The organism is Cupriavidus sp. 05N38, from assembly GCF_056397345.1.
In genome coordinates this window covers 43,283-67,977 of the sequence record NZ_JBFTNF010000008.1, presented here as the reverse complement: position 1 = coordinate 67,977, position 24,695 = coordinate 43,283, and the positions used below count along the sequence as shown (strand labels likewise).

The window sequence follows — 24,695 nt, the reverse complement described above, 5'->3', positions numbered from 1 at the left end:
GCTGCCGGCCCGGTGCGCGGCGCTCAGTCCTTCACCGTGACGATGGTCACGCGCCGATTCTCCGGCGCTGAGGGATTCTGCAGATTCATCGGTTCGGCGGAGCCCTTGCCGACCGGCGTCAGCCGGTCGGCGGCAATGCGCCCCTCCAGCGTGAGGTACTCCACCACTGCCGCGGCACGGCTCTCGGAGAGCTTCAGGTTGGCATTTGCCGGTCCGCGCGGGTCCGCATGCCCTTCGACACGAAACTTGTACGGCGAGAGTTTTGCCGACTGCAGTCCGCGGGCGACCTTGCCTAGCGCGGCACGCGCACTGTCGGTCAGTCTCGATGAATTGCTGTTGAATGTGATCAGCAGCTGGGCGGACGGATCTTTCGCCGGGCTGGCGGCCTCCTGCGCCGCATAGACATCGCGATGCGTGATGCCGAGCGTCTCGGTCCTGGCGCTGGCATCCTGCGGCGTCAAGGCATTGGTGATGGCTTCCACGCTGATGTCCTGCTCCCGCATAAGGTTGTCGCCGGCGTGGGCGACAGGCCAGGCAGCCAGGATGCAGAGCGCAGTGAGCGACAAGCGCAGCAAGCAATGCATTGCGATCGTGACTTGCGTAGTCTTTGCCATGTTGGATCTCCAGAGATTTGCGCGTTTCCACGCCGGTGCGGCTCGCCGTCGCGATCGCCGCCAGTCCTCATCGGTTTCCAGTTTCCATATCCGTCGCCCCCCGCCAGAGCACGCCTATTCCAGGCATTGGACGAGAGCCGAAATCTGGCGCAGCCTTGCGCCCGGCTTCATTTCCGGCGCCTGGGGCACGACAGGCGCCGGCGCGCCCGGCCTCGCATCGACGAACCGGGCAAGATCCTGCGCGCAGACCGCAACGCTGAGTTCCGGGTTGTCCGTGTACCGCCCCACGATCATGCCGAGCAGCGCCCCCTGTGCGTCGACGACCGGGCCTCCGCTGTTGCCCTCATGCAAGGCCGCGCGCAGCACCAGCAGCCGGTGGCCCCTAGGCTGGGCGGTGCCGCGCACGTCTCCGCGCGTCATGACAGGCACGAGCGGCGACGACGGCGTGAGACCGAAGCCGATCGTATAGACCGACATGCCTTGATGGACGGAAACGGCGAGAGGCCGCGCAGCCATCTTCACGGCACGGTTGGTTGCGAGCAGTGCCACGTCCAGCTGGTCGTCGATCGCCACCAGGGAGGCGGGCATGCTCGCCATGTCGCGCGGCCAGACGTTGATCCGCTGGCAGCCGCGAACGACGTGCGCGCTGGTGAGCATGTCGCCTGACTGGGTCACGAAGAACGCCGTACCGCTGCGCAGCATCCCCTCGTGGCCCTTGCCCTTTGCACCGGCATGCTTGCCGRCACCCGCGGCTTTCATGTCGCCGCCGAGATGCCCGATGTCGACCGATCCGGTGCGCTGCGCTTGCGCGCACGCAGGCCAGATGCCGGTCAGCGTCAGGGCCAGGGCCAAGGCCAGCAGCAGGCACAAGCGCAGGGCGCGTTCGCGTCGGTCCATGGTCAGATCCGGGAAATCGCTAGGGGTTGGCAAGCTCCCACTCCCCGTTTGCGTTACGGCATGCCCGCGAAGACTGCTCGTATGTCTTTCCTTCCTTCACATAGGTCTCGTTGAATTTCCGGCACGTCTGGGCAGTCGGTGACTTCGTGTACCCGGAGAGCGGCTTGATGGTGCCGGAGTTCCCCGTCTTCGCGTTGCGCCAGGTCTTGGGCTGGTTGTTCTCGCTGGTCTGCAGGGCTTGCTTGAGCGCGGCCTGGCGCGCTTCGCGGTCGCGCTCGTCCATCTCCCGGCCAATGATGCCGCCAAGCAGCGCACCGGCCATGCCGCCGGCGACAATGGCGCCCGCGTTGCCATGGCTGAAAAGCCCACCGAGCGCCGCGCCCGTGCCGGCACCGATGAGCGCGCCCGACGTGGTCTTGTTCATGCCGCTCGAATCGCCCGTCGCACACCCCGCGATCGCGCTGGCCACCGCGGCGCAGCCGATCGCCATAGTCCATCTGTTCATCGCATCTCCCTTTGACGATCAGGCGCGATCGCCCCAATGACTACATTGCCCAGACCCCGGCGCGAGCACGTCGTGCCTCCTGCTCGGCAGTGGCATAGCGCGCCGGCGCGCCGTCCCTTGTGCGAGCCCAGCCATTTCTGAGGGCGTGCTCGCCGATGTCTTCTCCGCCCGCGAAGCACTGGAAGGCCTTGTCTTTTGCAAAACACTGAAGCTGGTTGCCCTTGCCTTTGAGGTACCGCTGCATGGCCTGGGCCGGCTTGCCGTCTTCGCCGTGTATGGAGGACAGGTTGACGATCTTCCCGGAGACGATCAGCGCGCCCGAATCGAGCACCTGGGCGACCGTTCCCTCGAGGTCCGGCCTGGCTTGCGATGCCGGACTGCCACCGTTCTGTCCTGCCGGGGGGGATGCCGGGTTCGCCGGGGCCGGCGGCGTCGGAACCAGGGCGATCGGCGGGAGATTGATCGGCTGCTCCTGCGCCGGCGGCTCGGGTACGGATACCTGCGGCCTCGCGCTCGCCGCCGGCGGGGGCGACTGGGGCTGGTCTTGCGAATGTCGCGTCAGTGCCATGAGGAGGATGCCCGCGCCGATGACCAGCCCGGCGGCAGCCGCGCCGAGGCCGATGACGCGCGAGCGCGGGCGCGCCGGCGGCGGCTCCGGCCTGATGGCCGTGCCGGGCGCCGGAGCATGCGCGGCTGGCCGGGACTGCGAGGCGAAAGCGGCCGGCGGAGGTACCGGCGGTGCCGCGGCGCGCGCGGTGCCTTGCGCGGAATCGGCATGGCCGGGCAGCCGCGCTCCCGGGAGCAGGCTCGGGTTCGCCCGCGTGCTCATGCTGGGATTCGCGATCGTGCTGACGCCCGGGTCCGGGTTCGGGTTGGCGCTCGTGCTGGTGCTGGTGCTCGTGCTCGTGCTCGTGCTCGTGCCTGTATATATCGCGCCTGCGACAAGGGTTTCCTGAAGATCGAGCGCGCTGTAGGTCTGAAGCACGCCGTCGCGCACGATGTCGGGCGCATCCGCAAGCAGCGGCGAAGCCCCCAATGCGCGGCCAAAGTCTTCTGCCGTGAAGAACCGTTCATCAGGAGCCTTGGCAAGCGCCTGCATCAGCGCGCGCTCGATGCCGGGGTCGAGGTCCGGGCACCATGCGGCCAGTGGCGGCGGTACCGTCTCCACCTGTGCGCGGATCAGCTCATAGTCGCTGGTCGCGTTGAACGGCAGTCGCCCGGAGATGAGTTCGTACAGCACCGTCGCCAGGCTGTACAGGTCACTGCGGCCGTCGCCTTCGTGGCCGCGCAGTTGCTCCGGCGAGGCGTATGCGAGCGTGCCGACGACATCGCCTTGTTGCGTGAGGCGTTGCGAACCCTGGATGCGCGCAATGCCGAAATCCATGATCTTCAGCGTGCCGCTGTCCGTGAGCATCAGGTTGGACGGCTTGATATCCCGGTGAATCACGCCCATCTTGTGCGCATAGCGCAGGCCCATGATGGCCTGGATGACCACCGCGAGGCTGTCGCGCACGGGAAACTTGCCAATGCGCTGCAGGATCGTCTCGAGCGTGTGCCCGTGCACCAGCTCCATCACCATGCACATGGTGTCGCCATCCTTGAACAGCGCATACAGCGTGGTGATGTTGGGATGGTTCAGCTTGGCAAGGCTGGTCGCCTCTGCGCGAAAGCGCTCCAGGAATCCCCTGTCGAGGCTGAACTCGGGCCTCAGGGTCTTGATGGCCACCTCGCGTTCGAGCTCGGTATCGAAAGCGCCATAGACTTCGCCGATCCCGCCACGTCCAAGCAGGGTGCGGATTTCGTAGTGGCCTATCTGCCGGACTGACATGGCGAATCCATCAACCCATTGCGTTCAGAAAGCGCTGGTCTCGCGCGTCGAGCGAACCGGCGCGCCGCCCGCGGCCGGTTGCTGCTGCACGCGACAGATCGCGACCGATGCGTTATCCACCCCTCCCGCCATGCGGGCCAGCTCTATCAGTTTCTGGCAGGCGTCGACCGGCTCGAGCGTCATGATCACCGATGCAATCGTCGCGTCGTCGATCTGATCGCTAATGCCGTCGGTGCACAGCACCAGGACATCGTCGTGCGCCAGCGGAAAGCCATCCGGTGAAACGACCGGCTCCTGGCCCGGCGTTCCCAGCGCCCGCAAAAGTACATTCTTGTCGGGGTGCCTGCTTGCCTCTTCCGCCGTGAGCAGCCCTTCACGGTACATCTCGCGGACCAGGGAGTCGTCCTCCGTCAATTGCCGGAATTCCCCCTGGCGAAGGAGGTAGATCCGGCTATCGCCGACGTGGGCGATATAGGCGAGGTCGTTGACGATGGCAAGCGCGCTGCAGGTGGTTCCCATGCCATTGCAGCTCGGGTCGGCGGCGGCATGTTCCCCGATCGCCCGATTGGCGATGACAAAGGCGTTTTTCAGCGCATCCGTGGGCGGGCCCGGATTGCGGTAGTACTCGCGAAGCACCGTACGCAGCGCGATCTGGCTCGCCACTTCACCTGCCGCGTGCCCGCCCATGCCATCCGCCACGACGGCAAGCGCACCGGCACGCGCATAGGGATCGTCCTCGCGTGGAATCATGCAGCCGACCGCGTCCTCGTTCAGGCTGCGCACGCATCCTGCGTCGCTGAGCATCGCGCACCTGACCATCAGCCGGGATCGATCTTCTTGGCGAGCCTGGTCGGCGCACATGGCGAGCTTCCCCGTTGGACTCAGTTAAGCAGCAGGTCAAGTCCGTACTTGATCGGGACCGCGAATGTCACGCGCTCATCGCCCATCGAGCGGGAATAGGTGAACAGCCCGATCACCTTGCCGTCGCGGTCGAACACGGGGCCGCCGCTGTTGCCATGGCCGGTCGCGGTGACCGTGAGCTGGTAGACATCGCCCAGGTCATCGTAAGTCTGGACGTTCTTCTCGGACTTGACCGTGTCGCCGACCTTCGCGATGATGCCCTCCGTCACCGTGGGCTGCGGAATCAGTTCAACGAAATTGGCGATATTCCCGCCTTCGCTCGACTGAACGATGGCGTGCTTTTCCTCGGATATGCCCGGATAGCCGAGCACGGTCACCCGCTCGCCCACGCGCGGCCGCGAACCGACCGAGGCAAGGTTGATCGTGGGCAATTTCCGTGTCGCGTCGATCTTGATCTCCGCTACATCTGCTTCGGCGGAAGACTTGACCAGTCGCGCCTCGATGCTTTCCCGCGTGTCGGGGAAGCGCACCGCCAGGCTTTCGTTGCGCCCTTCGAGAACGGCCAGGGACATGKGGCCAAGCGCCATGCCCCCCGGCACGGCGAAGTTCGGCCTGATCAAGCGCACCGGGTGGTCGAAGTCCCAGCCATTGAGATGGCGGTAGGCCTTCGGGTTGATGCGCGCCATGCTGACTTCGCCCTGGCCGCCCGTGGAGATCCGGATCAGGATGCCGCCGCTCGCGTCGAAGTCCATCCAGCCCGGCACCTTCCATCCTTGCGCGACGTGCTTGTTGGTCAGGATGAAACCCTGGTCCTTGACCACGAAGCCACTGCCGCGTCCGCCCACCTCGATCGGGATGCCACGATGGTCATCGTCGTCCGTCGTCAGCCAGCGCTGGACGGGATTGCTGTCGATCTGGATAAAGCACGGAAGCCGCAGGTTTTCGACGATGCAGATGCGCTGATAGACCTGGCGGCCCGTACTCTTGTCCACGATGTGCCAGCGGGCCTCCACGACCACCGTCGCTCCGCCGAATTCCGCGATGATTGCCTCGGGGCTTTTGCCGAACAGGATTCCGAAATGCGCAAACGCGCCGACCACGATGGCTGCCAGCAGGGCCACGGCGCCCGCGCCGATGATCACCCTGCGTCCGATGGAGCGCCGTTCCTGATTCATCATCCGCAGCACGGTTTCTTTGCCCACGCGATCATCCGTGGCCCGGGCCGGGCCCGCCGGCGGCTGGCCACCCCGGGCTTCCTGCATCGCACCGTCGTGCGCGCTGGCGCGCCCCGTCGAGGGGACCGCGGCGGCAGGCGCGGCCGCGGGCTGGGCCATGCGCGTTTCAGCTACCGCTTTCGCGTTCAGGCGTGTCGGCGCGGGAGCCGACGTGGGCCGGGGCTCCAGGTCGAATGTCAGGCGCGGTCCGCCTTCGCCCAGTTCGATGGTGTCGCCCGGCGCCAGCTGCGCCTCGTCCTTGACCGGGTGGCCGTTATGGAACGTGCCGTTGCTGCTGCCCAGGTCGACCAGCATATAGCGGGCCGGCCCCTCTTTCCTGATCTCGATGGCGGCGTGCTGGCGGCTGACCAGGTCGTCGCGCTGCGGGTCGAAGGCGACGGTAGCGGCCGGATCGCGGCCAAGGATCAGCTTGTCGAAACGGTCTGCCTCGAACTGCTCGATCTGGTGCGCCTTCGAGCCGGACAGATGCGTGATGATGATGCGGGTCATCCCGGTCTCCCTGCTGGTGCCCGGGTAGCGTTTCCAAGGCCATCGATATCGCGAGGATGGCCGGGGCCGGAGCTGGCTCTTGTTTTTCTCTGCCTGCGTTCGGCCACACCGGCTGGCGCCCGTGCACGCACGGCGGGAGGCGGCAAAGCCTCGCCCCGCCCCATGGCAATGGAACGCAGGCGAAACATGGACAAACGCGAGGACCGCCAACGCATATGCGCCCCTGAACGGTGCCGGCGCGCCTCGTCCGAGCGCACTGCTGGCAGCCTTCCCCCCGGGCACTCGAAATGCGCTTTTTGGCGCTGGATGTGACGCTAAAGTGGTTCTTCTCGAAAGAGTATAGGTAATGCGCAATGGCTTCGCAAAAGCGCGAACCGCCCCGCAAGCCACCCCGGAAAGCCACTGACCGCGAGGTGGAATGAAAGCCTCCCGGCGGTGCCTGGCCATGCCCGGCCCTGCCTCTGCCCGCTCCTGCGGCTTGCTACAACGGCCGCCCGGCAGCGGCCGCCCGGCAGGCCGGCGGGTCAGCCCTGCGTCACATGCGCCGCGATGGCGTCGCCCAATGCCGCCGTGCTGGCCGTACCGCCGAGGTCCGGCGTACGCGGGCCGTCGCGCAGCACGTGCTCGATGGCGGCCACGATGGCGTCATGCGCCTGCCGCAGCGGTGCGGGGTCCTGCGCCGCGCCGGCCAGGAAGTCGAGCATCAGCGCGCCGGACCAGATCATGGCGATGGGATTGGCGATGCCCTTGCCGTAGATGTCCGGTGCCGAGCCGTGCACCGGTTCGAACAGCGACGGGAAGCTGCGGCCCGGGTTGAGGTTGGCCGAGGGAGCCAGGCCGATGGTGCCGGTACAGGCAGGGCCGAGGTCCGACAGGATGTCGCCGAACAGGTTGGTGGCCACCACCACGTCGAAGCGGTTGGGCTGCAGCACGAAACGCGCGGTCAGGATATCGATGTGCTGCTTGTCCACCGTCACCTCCGGGTAGTCCTTGGCCACGGCGTCGGCGCGCTCGTCCCACCACGGCATGCTGATGGCGATGCCGTTGGACTTGGTGGCCACGGTGAGATGCTTGCGCGGGCGCGCGTTCGCCAGCTCCAGCGCGAACTTCAGCACGCGGTCGGTGCCGTGCCGCGAGAACACCGACTCCTGGATCACGATCTCGCGCTCGGTGCCTTCGAAGATGCGGCCGCCCAGGTTGGTGTACTCGCCTTCGGTGTTTTCCCGCACCACGAAGAAGTCGATGTCGCCCGGCTTGCGGTTGGCGAGCGGGCACGGCACGCCCTCGAACAGGCGCACCGGCCGCAGGTTGATGTACTGGTCGAACTCGCGGCGGAACTTGAGCAGCGAGCCCCACAGCGACACGTGGTCGGGCACGGTCGCCGGCCAGCCGACGGCGCCGAAATAGATCGCATCCTGCGAGCCGAGCTGCGCCTTCCAGTCTGGCGGCATCATCTCGCCGGTACGGGCGTAGTAGTCGCAGCTGGCCCACTCGTGCTCGCTCACCGTCAGTTCGAAGCCGAAGCGGCGCGACGCCGCGGCCAGTACCTTCATGCCTTCCGGAAGCACTTCCTTGCCGATGCCGTCGCCGGGGATGGCGGCGATCTTGAAGCGTTGTGTCATGGCTGATTCTCTCCAAACGATGTCCCGGACGATGCTAGCATTGCCTATACGTGAATATTTATGCCTTACGTGAATCCAGAATTTACGAATCATGCACAGTACGGGTAGTGCCCCCCTCCATGAAGACCTGCGCGTCTTCGTCGCCGTCACCCGCCAGGCCAGCTTCGCGCGGGCAGCCCAGGCGCTCGGCGTGTCGCCGGCCTACGTCACCAAACGCGTCAAGGCCCTGGAGGCGACGCTGGGGGTCCAGCTGCTGCTACGCAGTACGCGCACGGTCGCGGTCACCGAGCAGGGCGAGCGCGTCTACCAGTCGGCACTGACCGTGCTGGATGCGGTCGACCGCCTGCTGGACGATGTGCGCGAGACCAGTGCCGCGCCGCGCGGATTGATTCGGATCTGCAGCAGCTTCGGCTTCGGCCGCAATATCGTGGGGCCGGCGATCTCCGGGCTGGTGGCCCGCTATCCGGAACTGCAGGTGCGCTTCGAGATCTTCGACAGGCTGGTGGACGTGGCTGCCGAAGGCTTCGACCTCGATATCCGCGTCGGCGACGAGATCGCGCCCAGCCTGATCGCCCGCAAGCTGCTGCCGAACAGCCGCGTGCTGTGCGCGGCGCCGGCCTATCTGGCGGCCCGGGGCATGCCGAGGTCGGCGGCGGACCTTGCCCGCCACGATTGCCTCGTGATCAAGGAACGTGACCATCCCTTCGGGCTGTGGCGCCTGCGAAATGCGGCTGCCGAGGTCCTTTCGGTAAAGGTCACCGGGCCGCTCTCGGCGAACAACGGCGAAGTGGCCACGCAGTGGGCCATTGACGGCCGGGGCATCGTGCTGCGCTCGCTATGGGACGTCGGCCATCTGTTGCGCACCGGCAAGCTCGTGCAGGTCCTGCCCGCGCTGACACAGGAGGCCAACGTCTACGCCGTGTACCCGTCCAAGCTGCCCGCCACGGCCAAGACGCGGGTGTGCGTCGAGTGGCTGCACGCGGCCCTGCCTGCGCTGGTCGAGCAGCACCGGCGCGGCGGCTCCTGCCTCTCGTAGGACAAGCGCGGCGTCGTCCGCAATGGATGCGCCGCTGCGGGCTTTGCCTGCGACGCGTGTCATCGCCTCACTGCCACGAAGGCAGCGCAAGCCTGGCAAGCACGCGCGCCATGGGCAAACCCCGCCGGAACGCAAGGTCTGCTGGCCTGGCGGCCGCACTCGCACTCGGACCGTTTTGCCTGTCCGATCCGGCCATGCTTCATGGCCTCTTCAATAGCGGCCCGCGCCATGGAGGCAGTCCAGAAACGCCTGGGCAAGCGCCGGCACCGCGCGTTGCTGGTTGTGCAGGACGTAGCTCTGGAACGCGATCGCCGGCTCGAACGGGATGGCCTTCACCGCGGGCAGCTTCAGGCTGCGGACGACCACGGGATTGACCACGCTGACCCCCAGGCCCATGCCCACCATGGTGCAGATGGTGGCCGCATAGGGCGTCTCCAGTGTCAGGACGCGTCCGTCGGGCACGAATGCCGCGTCGACGGTGGCGCGCGTGCCATCCCCGTGCGTCAGCGAGATAAACCGCTCACCGTCGAGGTCGCTGGCCCGAATCCGGCGCTTCTTCGCCAGCCGGTGCGTGGCCGGCACGATGCACACGCCGTCTTCCTGCCGCAGCAGCGCGCTCTCGATGCCCGAGGTCTCCACCACGTAGGAGACCAGCCCGAAATCGCAGAACTGGGTGGCCGTCCACTTGGCAACTGTCGGCGAGTCATTGGTATGCACCGCGATGGGCACGTCGGGGTACTGCTCGCGGAAGGCCAGGATCGCCTCCGGCATGACCGTCATGGCAATGGAAGGCACCGTGCCGATGCGCAGCGTGCCCACCCCGAGTTCGCGTATCGCGCGAGCGGAGGCGCGCAGGCTGTCGAGGCCCGCAAATGATCGCTCCACGTCCTTGAACAAGGCTTCGGCTTCCGTCGTCGGCGTGAGCCGGCCCCCGATGCGAGCAAACAGGCGGAAGCCGACTTCCCGCTCCAGCTGGCCGATCACGCGGCTGATATTGGGCTGCGATGTGTGGAGCTGCGCCGCGGTGACCGTCATGGAGCGGCTCAGCATCACCGCCCGGAACGCTTCGATCTGTTTGAAGTTCATGCCTTTGGGAGTGCTTTCGGCCCGGATGGGCGTGCCGTCGATGGTATATCAAATCTGCATGCTCACGGCCAAACTACTGATTTGACGATATATCGTCGAGATTCCCATACTGTGTTCAACGCCCCTGGAGAAACACGTATGGAATCCAAAGTCAGCCGCCGCCTGACGCAGCCCACGGCCGCGGAAGTATGCGAGCACATCTACCTGCCCCGACTGATGCGCGAGTTCGGCAGCGGCTTTCCCTATCTCACCGAAATCAACCAGGCACACCTGCTGATGCTGCACGGCGCAGGCCTGATACCGTCGGAGGTAGCCGCCGTGCTGGCGCGGGCCCTGATGCGGATCGAGTCGGCGGGGCCGGACGCCGTTCCCCTGGACCCGGCGCGCGAAGATGCCTACTTCAACTACGAGGCGCACCTGATGGCGGTTGCCGGCGCCGACGCCGGCGGCAGGCTGCACGTGGCGCGCAGCCGCAACGACATCCTGGCCACCCACGACCGCCTGCGGGCGCGCGACAAGGCCATGGCGATCCTGGAGGGCCTGCTGGCCACACGCGGCGTGGTGCTGGACAAGGCCGCCGAGTACGCCGACGTGGTGATGCCCGGCTACACCCACCTGCAAGCCGCCCAGCCCATCACGTACGGCTACTACCTTGCCGGCGTGGCGGAGGCGCTTGGCCGCGACATCACCCGCCTGCGCCAGGCATTGGCGGGACTGGACGCTTGCCCGCTGGGCGCCGGCGCGCTGGCCGGCACGGCCTTCCCGATCGACCGCGATGCCACGGCGCGCTGGCTCGGCTTCTCCAGCTACGTGGCCAACTCCCTCGACGCTGTGGCCTCGCGCGACTTTGCGTGGGAGATCCAGTCCGCCATCACCATCGCAACTGTCACCTGGGGCCGGTTTGCGCAGGACCTGTTCGTCTGGTCCACGCCGGAGTTCGGCCTGATCGAGTTCCCGGACAGCGTGGCGGGCACCTCGAGCATCATGCCGCAGAAGAAGAATCCGGTCGTACTTGAGTATCTCAAGGGCAAGGGCGGCCATATGCTGGGACTGCTCACCGCGTCGCTCGCGGCGGTCAAGGGCAGCCACTTCACGCATACCGGCGACGGCAATCGCGAGAGCATGCGTGGATTCTGGGAGTCCATGGACGAGTGCCAGCGCTGCATCGCGCTGCTGCGGCTGGTGCTCGAGCACGCGACGCCGTTGCGGGCGAACATGGTGGCGCGCGCGCGCCGTGACTTCTCCGCGGCGACCGATCTCGCGGACGCGCTGGTGCGCGAGGCCGGCGTGTCCTTCCGCGAGGCGCACCACATCGTGGGCGCCGTCGTGCGCGAAGCACTCGACAAGCGCATTCCTGCCGACGAGATCGACACAGACATGGTTTGCGCCGCGGCGCTGCGCCATACCGGCCGGGCCATCGTACTCGCGCCTGCCGTAGTCGCTCGCTGCCTGGATCCAGAACAGGGCGTCGCGGCCAGGACCGCCGCCGGCGGCCCTTCGCCCTCGCTGGTGCGCGACAACGCTGCCGCGCAGCGCCGCGAGCTGGCATCGGCCGGGGAAGCGCTCGACATCTTGCGCCAGGGCGTTGTCGGCGGCCGCGCCGCCTTGAAACAGGCTGTGGCCGGCCTCGCCGGCCTGCACTAGCCGTGGCCGCCATCCGCGGCCTGCCCTCCCCTCGATACCGTATCCTTGTCCGACGGAGATATCTGCCCATGAAACCGATTGCGCGCATGCTCGCCGCCGCCTGTCTATCGCTGGGGACCACCCTGGCGCTGGCCGGCCCCTTTCCCGACAAGCCGATCAGGCTGGTCGTGCCCTTTCCGCCGGGCGGCACCACCGACCTGCTTGGCCGGGTGCTGGCAAACCGCCTGTCGGAAACCCTGGGCCAGCAAGTCATCGTCGACAACCGGCCCGGCGCCGGCGGCACGATCGGCTCGGATGTCGTCGCCAAGGCACCCGCGGACGGCTATACGCTGCTGTTCGGCACGGTGGGCACGCAATCCATCAACACCTCGCTCTACAAGCGGCTGCCGTTCGACGCGCAAAAGGACTTCACGCCGGTAGCACTGTTCGCCGGGGTGCCCAACATCCTGGTCGTCAACCCCAAGGTGCCTGTCAAGTCCGTGAAGGAACTCGTGGACTACGCCAAGAGCCACCCCAACGCGCTCAATATGGGATCGGCAGGCAACGGCACGACCAACCATCTCTCGGGCGAACTGTTCAAGTCGATGGCCGGCGTGCAGATCGTCCACGTGCCGTACAAGGGGAGCGGCCCCGCCATGGCAGACCTGCTGGCCAATCAGGTGCAACTGATGTTCGACAACCTGCCCGGCTCGCTGCCGCATGTCAAAGCCGGCAGGCTGCGCGCCCTGGCGGTGACCAGCGCCACGCGATCCCCCGCACTCCCCGACGTCCCCACCATGGCCGAAGCCGGCATCGCCGGCTATGAGGCAGACGTCTGGTTCGGCGTGGTCGGGCCGAAAGGCCTGCCTGCAAGCGTCGTCGCAAAGCTCTCGGCCGAGATCTCGCGCATCGCGCAGGACAAGCCGATGCGCGACAAGCTGATCCGGCAAGGCGCGTCGCCGCTGACATCGACGCCGGAGCAGTTTGCCGTGCTGATCCACCGCGACACCGACAAGTGGTCGAAGCTCGTCAAGGATTCCGGCGCGGCCATCGACTGAGGCCACGGATGGCAGTGCCGGCAGCGGATCTCCCCGGTCCGCCGGGACCCGGCAATTGATCCCCGTCAGTTAAGCAGGGCGGCCGCGGGATCGGCGGCGCGGCTTCAGCGCACCAGCCCCCAGCCCGACATCAAGGTGTGCAGTTGCGCATGCTGGTGCTGGGTCAAGGGCCACGCCGATGGCGGCCGCGTGGCACCGCAGTCGTTGCCCATCATCTGCAGCGCGGCTTTCACGACCGTGACATTGGCGCCGTTGTTCTCTTGCGCGCGCAGTTCCTCGAAGGGAAGCATCTCGTCGATGAGGCGCATCGCCCTGGCGTAGTCGGCGGCTTCGAGTGCGGCATGAATGGCAACCGAGCGCTCGGGCATCACGTTGATCAGGCCCGAGGTAAAGCCGCGTGCCCCGACCGCGTAGAGGGGCGGCGCCCACACTTCCGCAAGCCCGCCCACCCAGGCCAGGCCGAGATCGGCCGTGCGGCGCATCGCCTGCGCCAGCACCAGCGGCGTGGGTGAGGCCCATTTCACGCCGATCACCTCAGGGATGCGGCACAGTTCCTCGATGGCAGCCAGCCCGATGTTCTCGTTGCGCAGGTAGAGCACCAGCGGCAGGCCCTCGCCGGCCTCCGCGATCTTGCGCACGTAGGCCGACACCCCGCGCGGCGCCACGAACGGATCGGGCGGCTGGTGCACCATCAGCGCATCGGCGCCGGCGCGGCGCGAGGCGCGCGCCAGCGCGCAGGCTTCGTGCACGCTGCGGCCCACGCCGGCAAGCAGCGGCACGCGGCCGGCCACGCATTCGGCGGCCACGTGCACCATCCGCACGGCCTCCTGCTCGCGCAGGCCGTAGAACTCGCTGGTGTTGCCGTTGGCAACCAGCACATGCACGCCGGCCTTGACCGCGCGGTCCACGACGGGCGCGAGCGGTGCCGGCGAGACGGTATCATCTGCATCGAATGGCGTGACCAGGATGCCGGAAATGCCATCAAGCGCGGTGCGCAGCGCGGAACCTTCGAAAGTAGCCACCTTCATCTCCCCGGGGAAAAGACACAAGAGGTGCCACTCTAAGGAGGAACCGGCCGCAGCGTCCAATCCAAACAGGCGATGCCGCAATACAAGAATTGAATCGTGCTTCAGCTCTCGCATCTTCGCAGCTTCGTGGCGGTGGCCACGGAACTGCATTTCGGCCGGGCCGCCGCGTTGCTGAACATGACGCAACCGCCGCTTACCCGGCAGATCCAGCTGCTCGAACATGAGGTCGGGGTCCGCCTGCTGGAGCGCTCGGGCGGAAACGTGCGCCTGACCCTGGCCGGCGCCACGTTCTTGCGCGAAGCGGAGGACATCCTGCGCCGCAGCCAGGCCGCGACGCTTGCGGCACGACGCGCCATGCGGGCGGACGCGGGCACCGTGACGATGGGGTTCATCCCTGCCGCCAGCTTCACCTTGCTGCCGCAGATCCTGGCCGCGATCGGCACCAGGTACCCGGAGGTCCACGTGGCACTGCGCGAAATGCAGACGGATGCCCAGCTCGAAGCCATTGGCGCCGACCGCATCGAGCTTGGCATCGTCCGGCCGTTCGCGCCACGCAGCTTTGCGCTGTCCGCGCCGCTGCTGCGCGAACCGTTTGTGCTTGCGGCGCCGGCCGGGCATCCCTTGATGCGCTGCAGTTCGCTGACCCTCCAGTCCCTGGAGGCGCAGCCCTTCATCGAGTTCTGCCCGTCGGAATCCCGCTACCTGTACGAGATCGTGGCGGGCCGGCTGCGTGCCGAAGGCGTGGCGCCCGAGACCGTCCAGACGCTGAGCCACACGCATTCCATCCTGTCGCTCGTCGACGCAGGCATGGGCGTCGCGCTGGTCCCCCAGTCCGCGCACAGGCTGGGGTACGCGGGTGTTGCCTTCCGCCCGCTCGAGAAGGCCGCCGGGCTGGATGTCGAGTTGCATCTGGCGTGGCGCCGCGGCAGCCAGCACGGCGTCGCGGACACCGTGCGCACGCTGTTGCAAGAGACCTTCCCGGCCTCGGCCTAGCCGTCGCGGGTTCGCCGCCCTCGCCTCTTTCCTCTGCACGCCGCGCCGCGCACGCGCACACGCATACGCAAGCCCCCAAAAAAACCGCGCCGCCTCTTCTGCAAGAGGCGGCGCGGCTTCATGACGGCTTCATGACGGCGACCCGCGGCGGCGAGCACCCGGGCAGGCCCGGGTGCTCTCCGCGCATGGGAACTGTCAGATCTCTTCGTATAGCGGTAGCGTCAGGAATTCAGCGAAGTCTTCCGACGTCGACATCTGCTCGAAGATCTCGGCGGCACGGTCATAGGTCCTGGTGTCGCCACCGACGAACTCCTTGATCTTGCCCAGTTCTTCCGGGATCAGGCCACGCACCATCTCGGCGGTCACCTTGCGGCCGTCTTCCAGCTTGCCCTTGGGCGAGCGGATCCACTGCCACACCTGCGAGCGCGAGATCTCGGCGGTGGCGGCGTCTTCCATCAGGTTGTGGATGGGCACGCAGCCGTTGCCGGCCAGCCAGGAGCCGAGGTAGTGGATGCCGACGTTGATGTTCATGCGCAGGCCGGCTTCGGTGATCGGGGTTTCCGGCTGGAAGTCCAGCAGGTCCTTGGCCGCCACGTTGACGTCGTCGCGCTGCTTGCCGAACTGGTTGGGCGCGTCGCCCAGCACTGCCACGAATTCCTTCATGGCCGGCTCGACCAGGCCCGGGTGGGCCACCCAGCCGCCGTCGTAGCCGTCGGTGGCGTCGCGCTTCTTGTCGTTGATGATGCCCTGCATGGCGATGGCGTTCTTCTCCGGATCGTTCTTGATCGGGATCAGTGCGCTCATGCCGCCGATGGCGGGCGCGCCGCGCTTGTGGCAGGTCTTGAGCAGCAGCAGCGCGTACGAGCGCATGAACGGCGCGGTCATGGTGACCTTGGCGCGGTCGGCCAGGCAGAAGTTCTTGTCGACCTTGAACTTCTTGATGCACGAGAAGATGTAGTCCCAGCGGCCGGCGTTCAGGCCGGCGCTGTGCTCGCGCAGCTCATACAGGATTTCTTCCATCTCGAATGCGGCCAGGATCGTCTCGATCAGCACGGTCGCCTTGACGGTGCCCTGCGGCAGGCCGATTTCGTTCTGGGCCATGACGAAGACGTCGTTCCACAGGCGGGCTTCGAGGTGGCTCTCCATCTTCGGCAGGTAGAAGAAGGGGCCGGCGCCGCGCGCGATCTGTTCGCGGGCGTTATGGAACAGGAACAGCGCGAAGTCGAAGATGCCGCCGGAGACGCGCTGGCCGTCGATGGTGACGTGCTTTTCGTCGAGGTGCCAGCCGCGCGGGCGCACCTGCAGCGTGGCGATCTTGTCGGCCAGCTTGTAGTGCTTGCCGTTGGAGTCCAGCGTCAGCGTGCGGCGCACGGCGGCCTTGAGGTTGACCTGACCCTGCAACTGGTTGTGCCAGTTGGGAGTGTTGGAGTCCTCGAAGTCGGTCATGTAGCTGTCCGCGCCCGAGTTGAACGCGTTGATGACCATCTTGGCTTCGACCGGGCCGGTGATTTCCACGCGGCGGCAATGCAGCGCGGGGGGCACCGGCGCGACCTTCCAGTCGCCTTCGCGCACGCTCTTGGTCTGCGGCAGGAAGTCGGGCAGCTCGCCGGCGTCCAGGCGCTTGGTGCGCTCGACGCGGGCCGCCAGCAGCTCCTGGCGGCGCGGCTCGAAGGCGCGATGCAGCTTGTCCACCAGGGCCAGGGCCGCCGGCGTGAGGATGTCTTCGTAGGCCGGCAGGATTTCGCCGGTGATCTTCATGCCCGCAGGCAGCGTGATGGCCATCTGTGTTCTCCTGTGTTCGATGGTTGGTTTGGGTTACCCGCTGTCAGAGCGCCGCGCCGCGGGCGCGGGCGAATTGCAGCAGGTCGTTCATGTCGTGCCCGGTGCCGGCAGGGCTCACATCGAGCCGCTCCGCCGGATGACCGGCACGATTGATCCAGAAAGTCGTGAAGCCGTACCACGTTGCCCCGCATGCGTCCCAGCCGTTGGACGAGACGAACAGAATCTCGCCCGCCGGCAAGCCGAACGCCTGCGGCGCCATCGCGTAGGCGGCCGGCGCGGTCTTGTAGAGGCGCACCGGGTCCACCGACAGCACATGGTCGAACAGGCCGTGCATGCCGGCGCTCTTGACCGAGATATCGAGCATCTCCGGGTTGCCGTTGGAGAGGATGCCCAGCGGCAGCCCTGCGGCGCGCAGGCGCTTGAGCGCACCGAGGTTCTCCGGGAAGGCCGACAGGCAGGCGTATTCCTTGAGCAACTGCGCTTCCGTGGCCGGGCCAAGATCCAGTTGCAGCCGCTCGGCGGCGTAGCGCAGCGCATCCACCGTGATCGCCCAGAACGATTTGTAGTATGCGCCGTCGGGACCGGCCAGGGAGCGGATGCGGGTGTAGTCGATCTGGCGCTCGCGCCACAGCATCGCCAGCGCCTCGCCCTTGCCGGGAAAGAGCTGTTCTGCGCGCGCGGTGACGGAATACACGTCGAACAGCGTGCCGTAGGCATCGAAGACGACTGCGCGGATCTTTTGCATGAGCCAGGAAATTCCTCAGGGTGAATCCTGCAGGCCCGCGTGCATCGCAGGTCTGCCAATGCGTGGGCCTGTACACCAATGAATGCATGCATTGTAGGTAGACGTTGCAGTGCGGCAAAGCCGTTGCGGGTCACTTGATCTTTTACTTTTACCCCACTAATCTTCGCTAACGCTCAAGAGAATAGACACCAAATCCACTCCATTGCCCTGCACGCTTGCTGGCAAGGGCGGCATGAGGCACAAACCGGCGAGATTCGTGGATCATTTCAAGCAACTGGAGACCTTTGTGTCGGTGGCGGCACGCGGCAGCCTGTCTGCCGCCGCAACCGCCGAGGGCGTGGCGCCCGCGATCATCGGGCGCCGCATCGACGCGCTCGAAGAGCGCCTCGGCGTGAAGCTGCTGCTGCGTACCACCCGCAAGATCAGCCTGACCTTCGAGGGCTCGGCCTTCCTGGAGGACTGCCAGCGCATCCTCAACGACCTGCACAACGCCGAGGCCAGTGTTTCGGCTGGTGGCGTCAAGGCCAGCGGCCACCTGCGCGTGACGGCGCCGGCCGGCTTCGGGCGCAAGCACGTGGCGCCGCTGGTGCCGTTGTTCATCGAGTCGCACCCCGACGTGACCATCACGCTGGACCTGTCCGACCGCGTGGTGGACCTGGTCAACGAGGGCTTCGACTGCGCCATCCGCCTGGGCGATCTGCCCGATTCCAGCCTGGTGTCCATCCGCCTGGCCGAGAACCGCCGCGTGGTGGTCGCCGCCCCAGCGTACCTGGCCCGCGCCGGCACCCCGGCCGTGCCCGAGGACCTGGCCCGGCACAACTGCCTGGCGTTCGGCGCCAGCGCCAATGTGCAGCGCGGCTGGGCCTTCCAGCAGGACGGGCGCCCGGTCACGGTCAAGGTCGGCGGCTCGATGGAGTGCACGGACGGCGCGGTGCTGCATGCCTGGTGCCTGCACGGGCACGGGCTGGCGTGGCGTTCCTGGTGGGAAGTCGGGCAGGAGATCGCCAGCGGCCGGCTGGTCACGGTGCTCGACGAGTTCCAGGCGCCGCCGATCGGCATCCATGCCGTATTTCCCCAGCGCAAGCACCTGCCGCTGCGCGTGCGGCTGTTTATCGATCACCTCAAGAACACGTATGGCAATCCGGGCTACTGGCGAAGGGCCGAGCAGGCGCGCGCGCACGCGCCGGAACGCGCGCCCGCAGGAGAGGAATTTGATTTAAGCCAATGACGCATGCGCCACCCCTGCCTACAATGAATCAGGCGGGCGCTGTCCGGCCCGCCTCTGGCGCATCGCCATCCACTGCCTCTTTGCCCCAAAGGAGTCCAGCATGTTCAAGCACATCCTGCTACCCACCGACGGTTCGGAACTGTCCAAGAAAGCCATCGACGGCGCGCTGGAACTGGCCAAGACAATCAATGCGCGTGTCACCGGCTATGTGTGCCTGGAGGAATATCCCTACACGCCCTTCAGCGAGATCGTGGTGGAAGCCCCGCAGGCGTTCAAGGACCGCATCGAGAGCCAGGCCCGGCTGTACCTGAAGGAAGTGGAAGCCGCTGCCCTGGCCGACGGCATTTCCTTCGATGCGGACATGTCGACGTTCGCCGTGCCCTACCTGGGCATCATCGATGCCGCCGAGCGCCATGGCTGCGACGTCATCTTCATGGCCTCGCATGGCCGGCGCGGCCTCTCGGGCCTGCTGCTGGGCAGCGAGACGCAGAAGGTGCTCACCCATACCGACATTCCGGTCATCGTGTATCGCTGACGGTGTATCGCGCTGCCGCGCTCGCATCTGCATTCGGATGCCGGGCAGGAAAGCAAGGATAAGAAAAAGAATAAGGAAAAGGCTGGCCGCCCCCGCGGGATGCCAGCCTTTCCTTGCATGCACGGCCGATGCCGGCGAGCGCAGGCTCGGGCCGCTTAGCTGGCGCTATTCTTGATGCGGTCCTCGATGTGCTTGGCGCGGTCGGCCGAGCCCGGGTGCGAGGAGAACATGCTGGACTTGCCGCCGTCGAGCTTGGCCAGCTTCTGGAAAGCCGTTACCAGGCCGCGCGTGTTGGCCTTGTTCCTGGCGAGCACGTCGAAGGAGTAGTCGTCGGCGGCGCTCTCCTGTGTCTGCGAGAACTGCGCGTTGATCAGCTGTTCGCCGAGCTCTCCCAGTTGCGAGGACGACAGCGCGGCCACGGTGCCGTTGCCGCTGGCAACCAGCGCGCCGCGTGCCGCCATGGCGGCATAGGCCACCTGCATCTTGTTCCTGGTGTGGCCCAGCGCCACATGGCCCAGTTCGTGGCCCACCACGCCGCGCACTTCGTCGTCGGTCATCATGTCCATCAGGCCGCTGAGCACGCGCACACAGCCGTTGGCCATGGCCCAGGCATTGACGTCCTTGCTCAGGTAGACCTTGGCGTTGATGTTGGAGACGTCGATGGATTGCAGGCCGGCCATGATCTTGGTCAGGCGTTTGCCATAGGCGCTGTTGGCCGCCGCAATCTTGTTGGTCTTGTCGGACTCGGCGCAGGCCTGGTCGGACATGGACTTGACGTCCGCGTCGCTGAGCGAGGCCGCCTTGAGCATCGAGCTACCGGCACCCACCATGCCGTCGACATTGGTGCCGGCGCAGCCGACCGCGAGGGCAGAGAGGCCGATGGCAGCCGCCAGGGAGAATTTGCGCTTCATGAATGTATTTCTTATCGGATGAGCACCGGCCAGGAACGTCCGCCAGTGGGCTCGCATGGACATGTGCCGGTGGCTCACCGGCGGTTCTCGATGTACCGTTTCTGGCACACACCGGGAAATCATATCGTCGAAATCATCCAAAATGATCGCGAAATATCCGAATCAATACAGACATTATTTTTGACATTTACCGGAAATTTCTCGCGCCCCTCCCGGATTCCTAGCCTGCCGCCCTCGCCTACGCCTACGTGGCCCGCCAGAAAGCAAAAAACCGCGCCGTCCCTGCGGGAGACGGCGCGGCGCCTAATTGAAGGGCGCGATGGTCGCACGCCCTTCACGATGACCAGGAGTCGATCTGGCTATCCTGTCTATCTGAAGTCCGGAGATCCGGGGATGCCGGAGCCTCAGGCTACTTTCTTGTCGAAGAACTGCTCGTCTTCGGTCGAACCCTTGAGGGCGGTCGTGGACGACTGGCCGCCTTCGATGGCCTGGGTCACGGCGTCGAAGTAGCCGGTACCGACTTCGCGCTGGTGCTTGACGGCGGTGAAGCCCTTCTCGGCCGCGGCGAATTCGTTTTCCTGCAGTTCGACGAAGGCGCTCATCTGGTTGCGGGCATAGCCGTAGGCCAGGTTGAACATCGAGTAGTTCAGCGAATGGAAGCCGGCCAGCGTGATGAACTGGAACTTGTAGCCCATCGCGCCCAGTTCCCTCTGGAACTTGGCGATGGTGGCGTCGTCCAGGTTCTTCTTCCAGTTGAACGACGGCGAGCAGTTGTAGGCCAGCATCTTGCCCGGGAACTTGGCGTGCACGGCTTCAGCGAACTTCTTGGCGAACTCCAGATCCGGCTTGCCGGTTTCGCACCACACCAGGTCAGCCACTTCGGCGTAAGCCAGGGCACGCGAGATCGACTGATCCAGGCCGTTGCGCACGCGGTAGAAACCTTCGACGGTGCGCTCGCCGGTGCAGAACGGCTTGTCGTTGTCATCCACGTCCGAGGTCAGCAGGTCGGCGGCTTCGGCGTCGGTACGGGCGATCACCAGGGTCGGCACGCCGGACACGTCGGCGGCCAGGCGCGCCGCGGTCAGCTTGGCGACGGCTTCGCGCGTCGGCACCAGCACCTTGCCACCCATGTGGCCGCACTTCTTGACCGAAGCCAGCTGATCTTCGAAGTGCACGCCGGCGGCGCCCGCTTCGATCATGGACTTCATCAGTTCGAAGGCGTTCAGCACGCCGCCGAAGCCGGCTTCCGCGTCAGCCACGATCGGCGCGAAGAAGTCGGTGTCGCCCTTGCCTTCGCTCCACTGGATCTGGTCGGCGCGCTGGAAGGTGTTGTTGATGCGCTTGACCACCATCGGCACCGAGTTGGCCGGGTACAGCGACTGGTCGGGGTACATTTCGCCGGCCAGGTTGGCGTCGCCCGCGACTTGCCAGCCCGACAGGTAGATGGCCTTCAGGCCGGCCTTGACCTGCTGCATGGCCTGGTTGCCGGTCAGCGCGCCCAGCGTGTTGACGAACGGCTCGGTGTTCAGGAGGTGCCACAGCTTTTCAGCGCCGCGGCGGGCCAGGGTGTGCTCGATCTGCACGGAGCCCCGCAGGCGGACCACGTCTTCCGCCGTGTAGTTGCGCTTCACGCCCTTCCAGCGCGGGTTGGTTTCCCATTCCTTTTGCAGCTTCTGGATTTCTTGTTCGCGGGACATGTGCACTCTCCTGGTGATTGAGACGGATATGGCGTAAGAAAGCTTGCGGCTGGCTTGCCGGAACGTGCTGCCGGGCAGCCGACCGAGGCGCTGTCGGGGTGATTTCCGGAGGCAGTTGCCTGCTTCCCGGTGGCCCTGTTTTTCGCGCCTCGGGTCATGTGTCTTATATAAGAGTGTAGGGAAGCGTTCCGCGTCGCAACAGCCCGGAATGCAGTCGTCGCTTAGTTTTTTTATTCAACAAAATCATATAGTTACTGCGTTAATTTCACAATGCGGCAAGTTATACCCCATCATGAGAGATGCCCCTTGTGCTTCGCAGTTACATTTTTTGTGGCTCAAAACAACATTCCACATCGTGAAATATAAGGGGTGACACGTATCCCTGCCGGGCTGCCGGCGCTCTCGCGCCCTGCCCGTCTGGCCTGCGTGCGCGTTGCAGCGCTTGTCACTCCGGAGCGCCATCGGCAAGGCATGCGCGAACCCAGGACACTGGGTGATGGCATGGTTGCCGATGCTCCGCCAGGCGTCGTTGCGCGGCGGGCATCGGTCATGCCGCTTGAAATACCTGAGGGAATGCCGGCGCTGCGCCGGCGGCGATGTCCGGGACGATGCCCGGGGCGAACCGGATCGCTCAGGCCGGCGACAGCCCGGCCTCGCGCTCGCGCCGGTAGGCCACCCAGTCGCCGGAGGCGATACGTGGCAGGCCGGCCACCGCGTCCTGCCCAACCGGATAGAGCAGGCAACTGAGGGACTGCCCGCCGGCGACAATGCTGCGCTCCTCGCGCACGAACAACGATGCCTGGCCGGGGTAGACCTCCTCGATCTCGTCGAGCACCGGCACCAGCGCGGCATCCACCTCGTAGAGATCGCCGGCCACGCCAGGCGCGCCGGCATCCAGCACCAGGCCGGGATAGGTGCCGAAGTCATAGAGCCGGCCAGGCACCGTGGCGCTGCCCAGCAGGCGCGGTGTCGCGATGCCGTGCTTGCGCGCGGCGGCGTTGAGGTCGTTGACTTCGCCGGCACGCAGCGTGCCGTAGACGAATACCACCGGCATGCTCAGCTCCCCAGCTTGGTATCGGCCACCAGCACGCCATCGGCATCGGCGTAGATCCAGTCGCCAGGACGCACCACCGCGCCGGGCATCTGCACCGTGACTTCGCGTTCGCCCACATTGCGCCTCTGGCTTCTCTGCGGATGCAGCGCCAGCGCGCGCACGCCGATATCGCACACATCCAGCTCGGCGCTGTCGCGCACGCAGCCGTTGACGACAATGCCAGCCCAGCCGTTCTTTTCCGCCAGCACGCCGAGGTTGCCGCCCACCAGCGCGCAGCGCAGCGAGCCACCGCCGTCCACCACCAGCACGCGGCCGTTGCCGGGCGACTCCACCGCTTCGCGCACCAGCGAGTTGTCCTCGAACACCTTCAGCGTCGCCGCCGGGCCGGCAAAGGCCGCGCGCTTGCCGAAATGGCGGAACACCGGCGCCAGCACGCGCAGCGTGCCGTCGGCCAGCCGTGCTTCGTTGGCATCGCAGAGGTCGGCGGTGGCAAAGTTCATGGATGACTCCTGAATCATGAGAGGGAAAGAATCCGGTGAAATCCGGTGAGATTCGGCGCCCGCGCATGCACCGCCAGCCACCTGCCGGGGAGCGCCCGCTCTCAGCCGGCGGGCGCGCCCCGCGCCCCGGCCTCGCGGCGCGAGCGGTTGCCGTTGCCGACGGTGACGGCGGTGAAGATCGCCAGCATCTGGAAGGCACCGATCATGAAGAAGACCCAGCTCGGCCAGCGCGCGTCCATCAGCGCGCCGAAGAACAGCGGGCCGCTGGCCAGCCCGATGTCCAGGCCGGAATAGACCACCCCATAGACCCGGCCGGTGGCGCCCGCCGGCGCGGCCGCGCGCACCAGCAGGTCGCGCGAGGGCCCGGCGGTGCCCGCGCCGAAGCCGATCACCCCCATCAGCACCGGCACCATCACGGCCGGCAAGACGCCCAGCCCCACCACGATGGCGACCAAGCCGGACAGCGTGAAGCTCATCGCGATCAGGCGGTCATGGTTGCTGGTGCGCCCGGCGGCGAAGCCGCCCACGATCATGCCCCCGGCGCTGCACAGCATGTAGACCGTGTAGGAAGCCGTGGCCAGCGCCAGCGGCATGCCGTAGAGCTGGGTCAGCGCGGTCGGCGCGAAGCTCTGGATGCCCGAGAACGAAAACGTGGTGACCAGGAAAAAGGCCCAGCAGATCCAGACCTGCGGCAGCCTGAGGAAGGCCAGCATGCCGCCGCCGGCCGCCTTGCCTGCCGGCGCGCCCGCCTTCGCCGCCATGGCGGTGCGGGGATCGAGCACCCGGCGAAACACCAGCAGCACGGCCAGCACGCCGAACGCCACCACCGCCGCGCAGGCCAGCGCCGTGCGCCAGCTGCTCAGTTCGGCCAGCGTGACCAGGAATACCGGGGCCGCGGCCCAGCCGAGGTTGCCGGAGATGCCGTGCACCGAGAACGCATGTCCCAGCCGCGGCTGCGACACATGCTTGTTGAGCAGGGTGAAATCGGCGGGATGGAACACGCCGTTGCCGATGCCGGCCACGCCGGCGCCGAACAGCAGCATGGCGTAGCTGGGGCTGAATGACAGCAGCAAGGCCGCCGAACCCAGCAGCGCCAGGCCGCCGAACAGCACGGGCGAAGCGCCGAAGCGGTCCACCACGAAGCCCGAAGCGGTCTGCACCAAGGCCGAGACGGCAAAGAACACCGTCATCAGCAAACCCAGCTCGGCATAGCTCAGGCCGAACTCGGCCTTGATCCACGGGAACAGCGGTGCCAGCAGCAGGTGGTAGAAATGGGAAACCCCGTGCGCGAGCCCCACCAGGCCGATGACCTGGGCGTCGTGGCGCAGCGGATTACGGACGGGATCGAGAGTGGCGGCGGTCATCGGG

Annotated in this window: 22 protein-coding genes; 6 read left to right on the top strand and 16 right to left on the bottom strand. The window is 66.6% G+C overall.

Translation table 11 applies throughout. The annotated features are described in order from the left end of the window. Window positions 1–23: 23 nt before the first annotated feature. The 7 genes from AC1DK4_RS08150 to AC1DK4_RS08120 form a co-directional block, all read right to left on the bottom strand. Window positions 24–614, bottom strand: a complete 591-nt coding sequence (locus AC1DK4_RS08150; protein ID WP_441613410.1) for an OmpA family protein — start codon at window positions 612–614, stop codon at window positions 24–26. A gap of 114 nt (window positions 615–728) precedes the next feature. Then, window positions 729–1,511 (bottom strand): S1 family peptidase, encoded by a 783-nt coding sequence (locus AC1DK4_RS08145; RefSeq protein ID WP_477131461.1) that lies wholly within the window; start codon window positions 1,509–1,511, stop codon window positions 729–731. 19 nt (window positions 1,512–1,530) lie between these two features. Further along, window positions 1,531–2,001, bottom strand: coding sequence for an RT0821/Lpp0805 family surface protein (locus AC1DK4_RS08140; RefSeq protein ID WP_441613408.1), 471 nt, complete (start codon window positions 1,999–2,001; stop codon window positions 1,531–1,533). Window positions 2,002–2,056: 55 nt separating this feature from the next. Continuing rightward, window positions 2,057–3,844: a protein kinase domain-containing protein gene (locus AC1DK4_RS08135; RefSeq protein ID WP_441613407.1), complete on the bottom strand. Its 1,788-nt coding sequence runs from the start codon at window positions 3,842–3,844 to the stop codon at window positions 2,057–2,059. A gap of 24 nt (window positions 3,845–3,868) precedes the next feature. Further along, window positions 3,869–4,705 (bottom strand): PP2C family serine/threonine-protein phosphatase, encoded by an 837-nt coding sequence (locus AC1DK4_RS08130; RefSeq protein ID WP_441613406.1) that lies wholly within the window; start codon window positions 4,703–4,705, stop codon window positions 3,869–3,871. Between the two features lie 20 nt (window positions 4,706–4,725). Beyond that, on the bottom strand, window positions 4,726–6,429 hold the full coding sequence (locus AC1DK4_RS08125; RefSeq protein WP_477131460.1) for a trypsin-like peptidase domain-containing protein: 1,704 nt from the start codon (window positions 6,427–6,429) through the stop codon (window positions 4,726–4,728). A 524-nt stretch (window positions 6,430–6,953) separates the two neighbouring features. Beyond that, window positions 6,954–8,051 carry a tartrate dehydrogenase gene (locus tag AC1DK4_RS08120; protein ID WP_441613404.1) on the bottom strand — a complete coding sequence of 366 codons (1,098 nt, stop codon included), beginning with the start codon at window positions 8,049–8,051 and terminating at the stop codon, window positions 6,954–6,956. A gap of 91 nt (window positions 8,052–8,142) precedes the next feature. Here AC1DK4_RS08120 and AC1DK4_RS08115 point away from each other — a divergent pair, with 91 nt between their 5' ends. Next, window positions 8,143–9,087, top strand: coding sequence for a LysR substrate-binding domain-containing protein (locus AC1DK4_RS08115; protein WP_441613403.1), 945 nt, complete (start codon window positions 8,143–8,145; stop codon window positions 9,085–9,087). Window positions 9,088–9,297: 210 nt separating this feature from the next. Here AC1DK4_RS08115 and AC1DK4_RS08110 read toward each other — a convergent pair whose 3' ends face one another. Beyond that, window positions 9,298–10,173: a LysR family transcriptional regulator gene (locus AC1DK4_RS08110; protein ID WP_441613402.1), complete on the bottom strand. Its 876-nt coding sequence runs from the start codon at window positions 10,171–10,173 to the stop codon at window positions 9,298–9,300. A gap of 138 nt (window positions 10,174–10,311) precedes the next feature. Between AC1DK4_RS08110 and argH the strand changes: the two genes are divergently transcribed. Next, window positions 10,312–11,817, top strand: a complete 1,506-nt coding sequence (argH, locus tag AC1DK4_RS08105) for an argininosuccinate lyase (protein ID WP_441613401.1) — start codon at window positions 10,312–10,314, stop codon at window positions 11,815–11,817. Between the two features lie 68 nt (window positions 11,818–11,885). Further along, window positions 11,886–12,854, top strand: coding sequence for a Bug family tripartite tricarboxylate transporter substrate binding protein (locus AC1DK4_RS08100; protein ID WP_441613400.1), 969 nt, complete (start codon window positions 11,886–11,888; stop codon window positions 12,852–12,854). A gap of 104 nt (window positions 12,855–12,958) precedes the next feature. On the opposite strand, the gene AC1DK4_RS08095 is transcribed toward AC1DK4_RS08100, so the two are convergent. After that, on the bottom strand, window positions 12,959–13,882 hold the full coding sequence (locus AC1DK4_RS08095; protein WP_441613399.1) for a dihydrodipicolinate synthase family protein: 924 nt from the start codon (window positions 13,880–13,882) through the stop codon (window positions 12,959–12,961). A gap of 96 nt (window positions 13,883–13,978) precedes the next feature. On the opposite strand from AC1DK4_RS08095, the gene AC1DK4_RS08090 reads away from it, so the two are divergent. Next, window positions 13,979–14,875, top strand: a complete 897-nt coding sequence (locus tag AC1DK4_RS08090) for a LysR family transcriptional regulator (RefSeq protein WP_441613398.1) — start codon at window positions 13,979–13,981, stop codon at window positions 14,873–14,875. Window positions 14,876–15,070: 195 nt separating this feature from the next. Here AC1DK4_RS08090 and aceB read toward each other — a convergent pair whose 3' ends face one another. After that, window positions 15,071–16,657, bottom strand: coding sequence for a malate synthase A (gene aceB / locus AC1DK4_RS08085; RefSeq protein WP_441613397.1), 1,587 nt, complete (start codon window positions 16,655–16,657; stop codon window positions 15,071–15,073). A 43-nt stretch (window positions 16,658–16,700) separates the two neighbouring features. Next, complete coding sequence (locus tag AC1DK4_RS08080) at window positions 16,701–17,402, bottom strand: haloacid dehalogenase type II (RefSeq protein WP_441613395.1); 702 nt, start codon at window positions 17,400–17,402, stop codon at window positions 16,701–16,703. A 256-nt stretch (window positions 17,403–17,658) separates the two neighbouring features. On the opposite strand from AC1DK4_RS08080, the gene AC1DK4_RS08075 reads away from it, so the two are divergent. Together AC1DK4_RS08075 and AC1DK4_RS08070 are read left to right on the top strand one after the other, a co-directional pair. Beyond that, entirely contained in the window at window positions 17,659–18,630 is a 972-nt protein-coding gene (locus AC1DK4_RS08075; RefSeq protein WP_441613394.1) for a LysR family transcriptional regulator, read from the top strand. A gap of 100 nt (window positions 18,631–18,730) precedes the next feature. Further along, entirely contained in the window at window positions 18,731–19,165 is a 435-nt protein-coding gene (locus tag AC1DK4_RS08070; RefSeq protein ID WP_441613392.1) for a universal stress protein, read from the top strand. Between the two features lie 155 nt (window positions 19,166–19,320). On the opposite strand, the gene loiP is transcribed toward AC1DK4_RS08070, so the two are convergent. From loiP to AC1DK4_RS08045, 5 genes are all read right to left on the bottom strand, one after another. Beyond that, a complete protein-coding gene (gene loiP / locus AC1DK4_RS08065) occupies window positions 19,321–20,076 on the bottom strand; it encodes a metalloprotease LoiP (protein WP_441613391.1) in 756 nt (251 codons plus the stop codon). A gap of 404 nt (window positions 20,077–20,480) precedes the next feature. After that, window positions 20,481–21,773 carry an isocitrate lyase gene (gene aceA, locus AC1DK4_RS08060; RefSeq protein ID WP_441613390.1) on the bottom strand — a complete coding sequence of 431 codons (1,293 nt, stop codon included), beginning with the start codon at window positions 21,771–21,773 and terminating at the stop codon, window positions 20,481–20,483. 631 nt (window positions 21,774–22,404) lie between these two features. Then, window positions 22,405–22,827 carry a gamma-glutamylcyclotransferase family protein gene (locus AC1DK4_RS08055; protein ID WP_441613389.1) on the bottom strand — a complete coding sequence of 141 codons (423 nt, stop codon included), beginning with the start codon at window positions 22,825–22,827 and terminating at the stop codon, window positions 22,405–22,407. 2 nt (window positions 22,828–22,829) lie between these two features. After that, window positions 22,830–23,327, bottom strand: a complete 498-nt coding sequence (rraA, locus tag AC1DK4_RS08050) for a ribonuclease E activity regulator RraA (protein WP_441613388.1) — start codon at window positions 23,325–23,327, stop codon at window positions 22,830–22,832. Window positions 23,328–23,428: 101 nt separating this feature from the next. Further along, window positions 23,429–24,691 (bottom strand): MFS transporter, encoded by a 1,263-nt coding sequence (locus AC1DK4_RS08045; protein WP_441613387.1) that lies wholly within the window; start codon window positions 24,689–24,691, stop codon window positions 23,429–23,431. Window positions 24,692–24,695 lie beyond the last annotated feature (4 nt).